Source organism: Clostridium sp. chh4-2 (assembly GCF_002899675.1).
Taxonomy (GTDB): domain Bacteria; phylum Bacillota; class Clostridia; order Lachnospirales; family Lachnospiraceae; genus CHH4-2.
On sequence record NZ_PKUU01000036.1, the window covers coordinates 1 to 13,171 of the forward strand.

Here is a 13,171-nt window from a genome sequence, read left to right on the forward strand (position 1 = left end):
CAGTATTTGAGGCGCCCTTGAACGATGAAGTCATAAAGAGTTCATCGTGAATGGCGCCGCGCTGCCTTTTTCCGCTCTTGGCGGCCTAGTATCACTTAGGGTCGTAACCCGAATCCCCTGCCTTTCTCTAGTTCCGCCGCCCGCCCAGGTTTCCCCTTCTTTCCGGCGTACCTTAGCCAGTTAAATAAAGATTTGCAACTTATTTATTTTGCAACGATGTTTACGATTTTGCCTGGGACATAGATTTCTTTTAGGATGGTTCCGGAAAGTTTGTCTCCCAGTGCTGTTTTACCGGCGGCGATGGCATCTTCTTTCGATGCGTCAGCTGGTATGTTGACAACGGCTCTTGTCTTTCCGTTGACCTGGACTGCGATTTCGATCTCGTCGTCTTTCATGGCTTCTTCGTCGCATTCCGGCCACTGTGCGTGGAATACGGTGTCGGTTCCGCCTAACTGCTGCCATAATTCCTCACCGATATGAGGGGCAAACGGAGCCAGAAGAATTACGAATGTCTTTAATGTTTCTATATCAATACCGCCTGTTTTCTTAGACAGTTCGATCAATTTGTTGTTGTACTCCATGAAACCGGAAATGACTGTGTTCAGATTAAACTGGTTAAATCTCTGTTCGATATCGAATACCAGTTTATGACGGAGTTTCACCATCTCTTTTGTTTCAGCCACATTTTTATCTTTGCTGTCTGTTACGAGATTCCAGAAACGGTTCAGGAATCTGGCAACGCCTTCGATTCCTCTGTCATCCCATTCAGCATCCAATTCCGGCGGTCCTACGAATAATTCATACATTCTGAGCGCATCACAGCCATAGTCTCTTACTAAATCGTCCGGTGATACCACATTGCCTTTTGATTTACTCATCTTGATGCCGTTTTTGCCGTTGATCATACCCTGATTGAACAGTTTTTTGAACGGTTCATCAAAATCAATCGCTCCGATATCATGAAGGAATTTGGTATAGAATCTGGAGTAGAGCAAATGAAGAACTGCATGTTCTACGCCGCCGATATACATATCCACAGGAAGATATTTGTCCGCTTTCTCTTTGGATACCAGTTCTTTGTCATTGTGGTTGTCCACATAACGGAGGAAGTACCAGGATGAACCTGCCCACTGTGGCATGGTGTTGGTCTCTCTCTTTGCCGGTGCGCCGCACTGAGGACAGGTTGTGTTCACCCATTCGTCAATGCCCGCAAGAGGTGATTCTCCGGTTCCTGTCGGCTGGTAGCTCTCCACTTCAGGAAGTCTTAATGGAAGCTGGTCTTCCGGAACCGCTACATTGCCGCAGTGAGGGCAATGGATGATCGGAATCGGCTCGCCCCAATAACGCTGCCTGGAGAATACCCAGTCACGGAGTTTATAGTTTACAGTCTTCTTGCCGAGACCCCGCGCTTCGATCATGGCAGGAGCCTCTTTTTTCAGAACTGCGGATTCCATGCCGTTCCACTCTCCGGAATTGATCATGATGCCGCTTGCTTCTGTGTAAGCTTCTGTCATATTTTCGATTTCTTTGCCGTCTTTGGCGATAACCTGGATGATCGGAATGTTGAATTTTGTTGCGAATTCAAAGTCACGGTCATCGTGAGCCGGAACGCACATGATTGCTCCGGTACCATAATCAGCCAGTACATAATCGGAAAGCCAGATCGGAACTTTAGCTCCGTTTAATGGATTGATCGCATAGCTTCCTGTAAATACGCCTGTTTTTTCTTTGTCCTGAAGACGGTCTACATTGGACTTCATGGACGCATCGTAGATATACTGATCCACTGCTGCTTTGTTCTCCGGTGTCGCAAGGCCGGCCGCCAAAGCATGCTCAGGAGCCAGAACCATGAAAGTCGCACCATATAAGGTGTCCGGTCTTGTGGTGTAAACGGTGATCTTCTCATCTTTTCCATCCACTTTAAAATCAACTTCCGCGCCATAGGATTTACCGATCCAGTCGGACTGCATCTTCTTTACTTTTTCCGGCCAGTCCAGTTTATCCAAATCGTTGAGCAGACGTTCCGCATAAGCGGTGATCTTTAACATCCACTGTCTCAAGTTCTTCTTGGTAACCGTTGCGCCGCAGCGTTCGCAGCATCCGTTTACCACCTCTTCATTGGCCAGTCCTGTTTTACAGGAAGGACACCAGTTGATCGGGAATTCCTTCTCATATGCAAGACCTTCTTTGAACATTTTTACAAATATCCACTGGGTCCATTTGTAAAATTCAGGATCAGTTGTATTCACTTCCATATCCCAGTCATAAACGGCTGCGATTTCATTAATCTGTTTCTTAATATTGGCCACATTCTCAGCAGTTGACTTCGCAGGGTGAACGCCCATCTTGATCGCATAGTTTTCTGCCGGGAGGCCGAATGCATCCCATCCCATCGGATGAATTACATAATGGCCTTTTAAAATCTGATAACGGCTCCATACATCAGAGATTACATATCCTCTCCAATGTCCTACATGAAGTCCGCTTCCTGACGGATATGGAAACATATCCAGACAATAGTATTTCGGCTTCTTGCCGTCATTTACATTAATCGGGTGTTTTTCCCAATTCTCACGCCACTTTTTTTCAATCGCACTATGATTATAAGCTGCCATGATTTCCTCCTTAATTAAAATAAAAAAGCCCCGACATCTCTATATGCAAGAGACGCAGGACAAACTTGCGCGGTACCACTCTGCTTTATGCTTCCTAAAAAGCATACACTTATCGGATACTTCCATATCCATCCGCTGTAACGGCCGGCTTCCGTCTTTACCTACACAAAGGCTTATGCCTTCTTCAGCAAGCTACTCCAAGGCGAGTTCAGCTGACATCCATAACCGTCTTGCACCAACCGGCGGCTCTCTGTCTATCTCTGGCAGCTTACTATTCCTCATCACTGTATTTACGCTATATGATAATGTATCACACTTAAAAATTTGTGTCAATAATTTTATTGTCATTTCCATCCATTTCGCTATAATGAAAGGAGCACTTATCATTGAACGGCCAAAAGAAACTTTTTGACAGACATTAGCCGCTTAATGAAACAGGAGGTATCTATGGAACAATTATTAAGAAAAACAGCGTGGACCATGAATACGCCGGGGCTTTTCTCCCCATTTCACCTGATTACGGCAATTTCAGGTATTCTCCTCGCATTTTTTGCGGCAAAAAAATTAAAGCACTGTTCAGAGTCCGTATTTTTCCGGATACTGGTTGGCTGCGGTATCATCTTGGGCGCCAGTGAACTCTACAAACAATGCTTTTTATATTATGTGGTTAACGGCCGAAGATATGACTGGTGGTATTTTCCATTCCAGCTCTGCAGCATTCCCATGTACTTCTGCCTCTTACTGCCATTTCTGCGGACGGTGAAGCTGCGCAGGGTCTTTCTCACCTTTATGCAGGATTTCAATCTGTTAGGCGGAACCATGGCTCTGGCTTATCCGGAAGGTTTTCTCCATCCTTACTGGACGCTCACCATGCATGGCTTTCTGTGGCACAGCATGCTGGTCTTTATCGGACTGCTCATCGGATTTTCCGGCCAGGCGGACAGCAGCACGAAAGGGTATTTAAAAACCATTCCTCTGTTCGGAATCTGCTGTCTGGCGGCATCCGCCATCAATATCTGCACGCCGGTAAAGGGAGAAGCGGATATGTTCTACATCTCCCCTTACTATCCGTCATCACAGATCGTCTTTCATCAAATTGCCGGACATTTTGGCATAATGGCCGGAAACCTTGCATATCTGCTGGCCATCTGCCTTGGCGGATATCTGGTGCATCTGATCTTCCGCCATTTCACAAAAAATTAGTCAATTTGTTTTACCAGTTCAGATAATTCTTTCAGCTGGTCATTATGCGGAATATACTGTACGCGGTACGCATCCATGCAGATCTCGAATCCGCAGGCTTTTAACTCCTCTTCCACCTGTTTGATGCTCTGTCCACCCCAGCCATAAGAGCCGAAAGCAAATGCTTTCCTGTGCTTTGGCGACAGACCTTTCAGGTAGCAGAGAAATGCCGCAACAGTTGGAAGCATCTGATTGTTCAGAGTCGGTGATCCTACGGCCAGATATTTCGTTGTCAGCAATTCCGGAATAATATCGGAAATATGGTTTTCTTTCAGGTCATAAAGCTTTGCAGGAATGCCCCGCTCGATAAAGGATTCCACAATCGTTTTCGCCATGGCTTCTGTGGAATGCCACATGCTGTCAAATACCACAATTGCGCCGGTTTCAGGTTCATTGGCACTCCATAACTGGTAAGCGTCCAGAATCTCTTTTATATTCTTTTTCCAGATCACGCCGTGGCTTGGAGCAATCATTTTAAGCTGAAGGCCGTGCACAATTGACCATGCGGTCTGCGCCTGTTTTCCATAGCACATGATGATATTTCCATAATATTTCTTAGCTTCCTGCATGATTACGCTCAGATCGCTTTCTTCATCAAACCGTTCCGGGGATGCATAGTGCTGTCCGAATGCGTCATTGGAAAACAGAATCTGTTCCTCCGGACAATAAGTAACCATGTTATCCGGCCAGTGAAGCATAGGCGTCATAACAAAGGATAACGATCTCTTACCGAGGCTTATGCTGTCTCCGCCCTTTACCGCAATGTATGGATAATCTCCATAATGAGCAGTCAGGCCTTTCACGCCGCTTGGGGCGCAGGTGATGATCTGCGCATTGGGGCATGCTTCCATCACTACCGGAATAGCTCCGGAGTGGTCCATCTCCACATGATTTGCTACAATATAGTCGATCTTTGCCGGATCAATCACGCTGGAAACCCGTTCCAAAAGTTCTTTCGCAAATGGTCCCTTAACCGTATCAATCAGCGTAACCTTTTCATCAATAATCAAATATGCGTTATATGTTGCGCCTCTGTTGGTGGTATAGCCGTGAAAGCTCCTTACCGACCAGTCAATCGCACCTACCCAGTAAATTCCCTCTGCAATCTCTTTTGCTTTCATCATTTTTCCTCCATCTCTATTGCTCTGTCAGCAATTCATTATCATTTGTTTGCCGTTGTTCAGCCCGCTCACAATTACAAGCAAAAATCCATGCTAAACCGTATGCAGCAATGGGATTTTACCTGCTTTTCCACGCTTTATTACGGTCAGCACAGTAAACGAGCAGACCTGCTGAACAATACGTTCATTTTCACTCTTTTTATATTATGTCTTTATTATGCCATAATAATACCAATTTTACCTGTTCTCGTCTGTTGCAAATGCACCATTTTTGTGCTAAAATTTTAACAAAATTACACGGTGAAAGGATACAGAATATGGAAAATTTACAGACAAATCTTTTTTTCAATATTTCCCCTGAAGAATACCGCTCGATGAAACTCTGTCTTTCTGCCAGAGAGCGTACCTTTGAAGCAGGCGAAACCATATACACATTTGAAAAAGACTCCCAGGCGGTCGGAATCATCCAGCAGGGTTTTGCTGTCATCGTCCGTTATGAGCACAACGGGTCCAGAACCATTTTAGAACATCTGAACGAGCAGGATATCTTCGGAGCCACGCTGGCGGCCCTCAATTCCGTATACGAACACGTAAGCGTCATCTGTGAAACAAACTGTACGGTCCTGTTCATCGACTATTCCCATATCATCAGCCCATGTGCAAAAGCATGCCGCTGCCATCATCAGCTGATCCAAAATATGCTGATGATCATCTCCCAAAAAAACCTGCAGCTGAGCGAACGGGTGGAATTGCTTTCCAAACGCACCATTCGCGAAAAACTGCTTTGTTACTTTATCCAGCAGTCCTCCAGGCAGAAAGCCCATACCTTTGATCTGCCCTTCACAATGTCGGATCTGGCTGATTATCTATCCGTAGACCGCAGTGCCATGACCAGGGAACTAAAAAAAATGAAAGACGACGGCATCATAAAAGTCAACAAAAGACGTATCTCCCTGTTCTTGTAAACATCTGTCCAGCCCGCAGTCTGCCGCTGAAAAAGTTTTCATTTCCGACGGCAGACCACATTTCATGTCTTACATTTTTATAAAAATGCTCCCACAATGCTGATGGCCAGCAGTAAAATCATACCTATATTGAAAAAAGCTGTTTGAATCCTTCGAAAACCGGAAAGAGCGATTTCTCCTTTTTCAAAAGTAATTTTCTTAAAACAGCAGATAAACAATACGATTCCCGTAATTGTCATCCCCAATGCAGCCAATTCATATAATAAAATCAATATCGTCCCCGGCAAAGCAGCCAGCACCTGACGTTCCGTAATAATCTCTGAATTCATGATCTGGCTGATACCCGGAAATTTCATCAGGATCAGTAAAATTACACTGCTCGAATTAATCATCATATGCATGATAACCGTATATCTCAACCGGGATGTCTTGCAGTAAACATATGCCAGAATCGCTCCTAACGCAAATGCGTAAAAGAATTGGTAAAAGTTCCCATGGGCAACGCCGAATATGAGGCCGGATACCAAAACTGCCGTCCCTTCCCCATACATCCTGATCCTGTCTATCAGCAGACGCCGGAATAAAAATTCCTCAATCGCAGGCCCGATCAGCACCACCACCACAAATACCACCCAGATATCCGTACTCATGATAATCTCCTGCAGTTTAAAATCCGCCTCAATTCCAGTAAAGTATTTCACCGCCAGCATAAAACCCTGTCCAATCAAATTACCGATTTCCATAGCCGAAATTCCAATAATAAAGATCACCCAGAACTTCTCCGCTCCCAATTTCTGCTCCGGCCTTTTTTCCGCCGCAGGTATCTTTCCAAACAGCCATGCGGTAAGGGGCATCGCAATCAAATACATCGGCGCCACGGAAAGAAATAATGACATCCATCTCAAATTCTCCGGCAGTCTAAAATCAGTCACCCGGATCAACAAACCGATCAGCAGCTGCAGCAAAATGCTCACTCCAAAATACACAAAATAATTGAGGCCAATTCTGGAAAATCTTTTTCTGTCACTCACTTATACAGCATACCTCCATTCTTTTGTAATACCATATACTTTATCGACTATTCCCAGTATTGTCAAATAATTCTTTCTTAAAAATCTTTATTTAGTTTAGAAAGATACGCCGGAAAGAAGGGGAAGCCCAGGTGGGCGGGGGAAGTATGAAGATCAATGGGATTCGGGATTCGCCCCTAAGATGTACTAAGACCCGCAAGGACAAAAAGAGACAGAACCGCGCCCATTCGCAGTGAACTCCTTATGACTTCACTGCTCAAGTGGGCGTATCGCTCAAAGAGCGCTTAGAACCTGATTCGGAATTCAGTTTCTACCTGTCTCTTTTTGTCCTCGCGGATCTAAGTACATCTAAGGGGTTCCATACGATCCCATTGATCTTCATACTTCCCCCGCCCACCTGGGTTTCCCCTTCTTTCCGGCTGTTGCTTGGCTGGCTAAGGATAAAAAAGATTTGGTGGAGTAGTGAGTAAGTTTTTACATCAACCGTGAAGGCATTTCTGAAAATCCCTTGAAGATCTATGTAAATACGGTTCTATACAACTACCTAAGCACATCTATTGTTTTTAACCCGGCTAGCGAAAACCAGCCCGGAATCGGGATGTGAGGAAGGGAGAGGCGGTCTTTACGGGAACCCGGGCGGGGGGAGAATGAAAAAAGGACAATTGGGATCGTATGGAACCCCTTTAGTGATTCTTAGACACGCAAGTACAGAAAGAGACAGGTAGAAACTGAATTCCGAATCAGTTTCTAAGCGCCCCTTGAGCAGTGAAGTCATAAGGAGTTCACTGCGAATGGGCGCTATCCTGTCTCTTTCTGTACTTGCGGGTCTTAGTATCACTTAGGGGCGAATCCCGAATCCCAAGTGGCCTTTTTTCATTCTCCCCCGCCCGGGTTCCCGTAAAGACCGCCTCTCCCTTCCTCGCATCTCGATTCCGGGCGTATCTTTCACGAATCCGTTAAATAACAATTTATTTGGTGACTAGGACTCTGTGCGGTCTACTTTGGATGCTCTGGCTTCTACTTCTTTTTTCTGTACGTCTCCAGGTGCCTGCTCATAGCGTGAGAATTCATATTCGAAAACTCCCATGCCGCCGGTCATGGAGCGCAGATCCGTATTATATCCAAACAGTTCAGACATCGGAACGTCTGCTTCAATTACCTGTTTTCCGCCGTGATTGGAATTCATTCCCAGCACGCGGCCTCTTCTCCTGTTTAAATCACCCATTACATCACCGGTGAATTTATCCGGAACAGTAACCTTTAAGGATACGATCGGCTCTAAGAGAACCGGATTGGCATCCAAAAAGCCCTTCTTAAATGCCATGGTGGCAGCCATCTTGAATGCCATCTCGGAAGAATCTACCGGGTGATAAGAACCGTCTACTAAAGTAGCTTTTATTCCAACTACAGGATAAGCTGCTAAAGGTCCCTTCAATACGCATTCCTGAATGCCTTTTTCAACTGCCGGGAAATAGTTTCTCGGTACGGCGCCGCCGAATACTCTCTCTTCGAATACATAAGGTTCTTCCAGATTGCCGGATGGTTCAAATTCCATCTTAACATCGCCGTACTGGCCATGTCCGCCGGACTGTTTTTTATATTTTCCCTGAACTTCCACTTTTTTGCGGATTGTCTCACGGAAAGCAAATTTCGGTTTGCTGAGTTCAATATCCACTTTGTAACGTGTTTTCAGTTTGCTGACAACTACATCGAGCTGCTGGTCGCCGATACCGTAAAGAAGTGACTGGCGGTTTTCCGTATCATTCACAGCCTTTAAGGTAAAGTCTTCTTCCATCAGTTTGGAAAGTGCGCTGGATACTTTATCCTCGTCGCCCTTGGTAACCGTCTTATATCTCATATAAGTATAAGGGGTGGAAATCTCAGGTTTGTGATATACGATCGGAGCCGTGCGCAGTGCGATTGTATCTCCGGTCTGGGTAATGGTTAATTTCGCTACAGCACCGATATCGCCTGCTCTCAGCTCTGTAACCTCAATGGCATCTTTTCCTCTCAGTATGTATAACTTGGCAACTTTTTCTTCTGTATCCTTGTTTACATTATAGATCGTGGAATCCGGTTTTAAAATACCGGTACAGATCTTCATCAGGGAGTATTTCCCAATAAACGGATCTACGATCGTCTTAAATACTCTTGCCGATAAGGATACGTTGTCATTATACTTCGCTGTGAAACGCTCTCCGGTAGATACGTCAACACCGATACATTCAAACTTATCCGGAGCCGGGAAATACTTATCAATCGCCTGCAGCAGAACACGGAAGCCCTGGCAGTTGATTCCGGAACCCATCATAACCGGTACGATGCTTCCGTCTATAACATGTTCCCTGAGTGCTGTGGAGATCTCTTCCTGAGTGAATTCTTCTCCTGAGAAATAGCGCTCCATATATTCCTCACTGGTTTCGGCAACCGCTTCCATCAAAGCTTCTCTGGCAATGCCTAAATTCTTCTGGGAATATTCGGGAATCTCACATTCTTCATAATCGCTTAAATTCGTATAGCGGCGGCCTGCCATCTTAACTACATTGACAAAGCCCACAAATTTCTCATTTTCACGGATTGGCAGCTGGAACGGCGCGATCTTTCTTCCGAATTCCTTCTCCAGCTTCAAAACGAGTTCACGGTAACTGGCATGGTCATCATCCATGTTCGTTACGAAAATAATTCTCGGGAGTTTATACTTTTCACACATCTCCCATGCTTTTTGTGTTCCTACTTCAATACCTGCCTTGCAGTTTACAACAATGATCGCAGCATCAGCAACGCTGATCGCTTCTTCTACTTCGCCAACAAAATCAAAATATCCGGGAGTGTCCAGTAAATTAATCTTAATCGGACCATCTTCGCCTTCATACTCCAGTGGAATTAACGTTGTGGAAATGGAAAACTGCCTCTTGATCTCTTCCTTGTCATAATCACTGATCGTGTTACCGTCCGTAACGGACCCCATTCTCTTTGTAACACCGGTAAGCAATGCCATAGCCTCTGCAACAGTTGTCTTACCCGCACCACCATGTCCAAGTAATACAACGTTACGGATTTGTTTCGTTCCATATACGTTCATAAACATTCCTCCTGTTCGCGCAAACCTGATGGTTTGCTTCAAGTTTAGTCTTATGATGATATTCTACTAAATTTTTCTGAATTTTACAAGCATAATGTGCAATTTATACAAAAATTTTATAATTACCCTGCAAACCAGCAATTATGGGAGGTTTTTGGCTTGTTTTGCGGATTACTTATCCTTTAACGACGAATTTAAGGTCAAAACGAATCTCTTCTTCCAGATGTCCGGGCAGTTTGTCTCCAAATCCCTCCAAAAGTTTTTCAATTCTCTGCCCTTGTTCTTTAGCAATGACTGTATAAAGGCTCCGGCAGCGCATTGCGGCCAGTATCCGGCTCTTCACCTCCTCCATATCCGGTTCCTGATACATCAGGATTAAATACGGAAGGCAGCTCCAGGAATTTTCCTGCAGTATGAGGCGGAACAGATACCGTTTCACGTGAGCAGAATCACAACTGCAAAAGCTTTCATACAGCTTATCCGCCCCATAATGAATCCGGCTGCTGTGTATTGCCCGGTAAGCAGCTTTTGATACGGAAATTCTGTCATCAAATAAATATTTCCAGTACAGTTCTTCCCCATCCTCTTCCATCAGTTTTCCAAGCGCTCTGACAGCTGCTCTCACAACGGCCTCGGAACCATGTGTCAAAAACGGCCGAATCTGTTCTGCCATCTCCCTGCTCCCGCTTTCAGAAAGGCCGATAATCGCAATCTCCGGCTTTTCATCCTTCAGATGGCTGATATAAAAACCGGGCACATCAAACCCGCGGTGATGATCCAATATAAATACAGCAAGCTCACGGATACCTCTGTTTTTATCCAGCAGAAGCTCCGAAAGGCCGGGCCATGCATCTTTTAAAAGCTCATATTTTTTCTCCATAGCCTTTCGCCTGACACAGGCGCTTTTATGTAAAAGATATCCGTCAATCTGTTCCTGTGAACAATCATAATATGCCAGAATACCGGATATGATCACCGACTGGCAGAAGCTGTGTTTTTCCTTTGCAAGTAAATACTCCTCCTTCTCCCTCTCTAAAATCTTACCGGAAAACAAATAGCGGTATACGCTTTTTCTGACGCTGAAATCATGCTTCAGAATCAGGTAAACAGGCGTTCCGCCCATATCCTGTTCCATCCTTTTTCTCATCCGTTCCTCAATGGAAACCAGGTCGCGGTCTTCACGGCGTTCCGATCCCTTCACTTTTTCAAGGGCCTGAAAAGCCGGATAGATTTCTTCCAGGCTGCATTGATCCAGACGGTTTTTTATGGTCTCTACAGCACGGATTCGGATGTCAGCAACCCAGTCATTCATCCGCAAAACCAGATAGATCAAAGTTTCGGGATATCCGGCCAGTTCGCAGACACACTGTTCCCTGAAATAGCCGTTAGGATGAAAGCTGCCCACGATTAATGCATATTTGTAGTCTTCTTCCGACTCAAACTGATCCTTTCTGTCCTTTATTCTGACCTTCTGCCAGTCAATGCTCCATTCCAACGATGTATACTGGCGGAATCTCTCGCTGAGCCGGATCATCTGCTGTATCGTGTAAGATGCCAGCAGCGTGCGGATTGCCCTTCCGCTTCTGGCTGTCAAATGGCTGTCAGGAAAAGCGAATGCGCAGTAAGCGGCGGGAAGAAATGATACATCGCCCTCTTCCAGATGTTCGATCGCATGAAGCAGAGATACCTCATAACAGTTTTCTTTCTTTTGATTATTCAAATAGTTCCAAAACAAGCTGCTCCCTCCTTTAACCTATGATGATATCTGAGTTCATTATACACGTTCCCCTCATTTAATCATTTAAAAAAAGCTGCGAACCAGAACCGTCAAATCCGTCTATTTCCCAAATACCGACTTAATCTGTATATTCAATTTCTCACACCAGCTCCTCAGCCGCTCTTCTTCATAAAGCTCTGTAGAAAAATCCTCCAATTCATACTCCAGCGGTATATCCGTTTTGATTGTTGCCAGCCGCTTTGATAAAAGGGCTGCTTCCTCTCCGCACAAATCCCCGTCTTCTCCGGTTTTAACTAAAGATTTATAGGGAGAACGGCCAATGCCCAAACCATTTTTCCAGAAATCCTGAAGATCCTTCAGCGCTTTTTTATCCGCTTCCGCCTCATGAATGACGGAATAGATCTCCTCAACGGTTTTGTATTCATTTAAAAGAAGTGGAGCTGCGCTACTCACGCCCTTTACCCCCGGTATGTTATCCGATGTATCGCCCTGAATCCCTTTCAGATCTACAATCTGTTCCGGCCGGACTCCCTCTTCCGCATAGACATGTTCTGCAGTAAACTCGAAAACTTTTTCCGGAAGATTAACGTCTTTTTTTGTCATTCCGTAGACGGAATAATATTTTTCATACAGTTCGTCCGCTTTTTCCTGTTTGGCCTGAACCATCCATGCCCTCACATTGTGCTCATCATCTACCAGCTGGAGGTAATCGTGATCTTTTGTCATCACAACGACGGAAATCCTGTCCCGGAATTTCATCACCAGGCTTCCGGCATAGTCGTCCGCTTCGTAGCGGTCACTGTATAAAACCTTAAAGCCCACATTTTCCAGAATCTGTTCCATTAATATGAACTGCTCTTTTAACGGGGCCGGGGTCACGGAACGGGTTCCTTTATAGTCCGGGTAAAGCTCTCTGCGAAACGTATCCCGCGTTTTATCAAATACGAAAGCAATATGGTCCGGCTGCTGCTTTTTGAGCAAAGATACCACCATTTTCAGCATACCGAAAACTGCATTGGTGTAAACGCCGTCCTCCGACTGCAGGATCTTATTGTAATGCTTCTGTTTTTCTTCTTCCGTTTTGGCAAACATGATTTCCCTCGGAAGAACTGCATAATAGCAGGTTGACAGCATGGACGAGCCGTCTATAATCACTAATTTTTTCTCTGACATCCTATCCTCGATTCCGCCGTTTCTTACGGCTTCATTCTATTGTTTTCTATAAAGAGGTAACAGTTCAGCCTTCCGATACCTGCGCCTGCTTTGGCAGTTTCCATGGCTGTTCCTATGACTTTGCAGGGTATTAGCGATTCTTAATGCGCAAAATTTTTCGTTCAAGGAAAATGTCCGCTTGTTTGAGTGCAGCGAGTTTGGACA

The 13,171-nt window shown here is 45.1% G+C and carries 8 protein-coding genes and 1 other annotated feature; of the genes, 2 read left to right on the forward strand and 6 right to left on the reverse strand.

Annotated elements, in window-relative coordinates:
* Window positions 1-203: 203 nt before the first annotated feature.
* Window positions 204-2,615, reverse strand: coding sequence for a leucine--tRNA ligase (gene leuS, locus C0033_RS25130; protein ID WP_103230604.1), 2,412 nt, complete (start codon window positions 2,613-2,615; stop codon window positions 204-206).
* Between the two features lie 45 nt (window positions 2,616-2,660).
* Window positions 2,661-2,909 (reverse strand) — a binding site (T-box leader).
* Between the two features lie 153 nt (window positions 2,910-3,062).
* On the opposite strand from leuS, the gene C0033_RS25135 reads away from it, so the two are divergent.
* Window positions 3,063-3,818, forward strand: a complete 756-nt coding sequence (locus tag C0033_RS25135; protein ID WP_103230605.1) for a YwaF family protein — start codon at window positions 3,063-3,065, stop codon at window positions 3,816-3,818.
* On the opposite strand, the gene C0033_RS25140 is transcribed toward C0033_RS25135, so the two are convergent.
* Entirely contained in the window at window positions 3,815-4,978 is a 1,164-nt protein-coding gene (locus C0033_RS25140) for an FprA family A-type flavoprotein (RefSeq protein ID WP_103230606.1), read from the reverse strand. The two genes, C0033_RS25135 and C0033_RS25140, sit on opposite strands and share 4 nt — an antisense overlap.
* Window positions 4,979-5,352: 374 nt before the next feature.
* Between C0033_RS25140 and C0033_RS25145 the strand changes: the two genes are divergently transcribed.
* Complete coding sequence (locus tag C0033_RS25145; RefSeq protein WP_242984594.1) at window positions 5,353-5,943, forward strand: Crp/Fnr family transcriptional regulator; 591 nt, start codon at window positions 5,353-5,355, stop codon at window positions 5,941-5,943.
* Window positions 5,944-6,020: 77 nt separating this feature from the next.
* Here the strand turns inward: C0033_RS25145 and C0033_RS25150 are convergent, their stop codons facing one another.
* The 4 genes from C0033_RS25150 to C0033_RS25165 all read right to left on the reverse strand — a co-directional run bounded on the left by C0033_RS25150 (window position 6,021) and on the right by C0033_RS25165 (window position 12,967).
* Window positions 6,021-6,974, reverse strand: a complete 954-nt coding sequence (locus C0033_RS25150) for a type II CAAX endopeptidase family protein (protein ID WP_103230608.1) — start codon at window positions 6,972-6,974, stop codon at window positions 6,021-6,023.
* 979 nt (window positions 6,975-7,953) lie between these two features.
* The gene (locus C0033_RS25155; protein WP_103230609.1) at window positions 7,954-10,056 is read right to left on the reverse strand and encodes an elongation factor G; all 2,103 of its coding nucleotides are present in this window, start codon (window positions 10,054-10,056) and stop codon (window positions 7,954-7,956) included.
* A 175-nt stretch (window positions 10,057-10,231) separates the two neighbouring features.
* Window positions 10,232-11,791 carry a HEAT repeat domain-containing protein gene (locus C0033_RS25160; protein WP_103230610.1) on the reverse strand — a complete coding sequence of 520 codons (1,560 nt, stop codon included), beginning with the start codon at window positions 11,789-11,791 and terminating at the stop codon, window positions 10,232-10,234.
* A gap of 102 nt (window positions 11,792-11,893) precedes the next feature.
* Window positions 11,894-12,967 carry a 5'-3' exonuclease H3TH domain-containing protein gene (locus C0033_RS25165; RefSeq protein ID WP_103230611.1) on the reverse strand — a complete coding sequence of 358 codons (1,074 nt, stop codon included), beginning with the start codon at window positions 12,965-12,967 and terminating at the stop codon, window positions 11,894-11,896.
* Window positions 12,968-13,171: the final 204 nt, after the last annotated feature.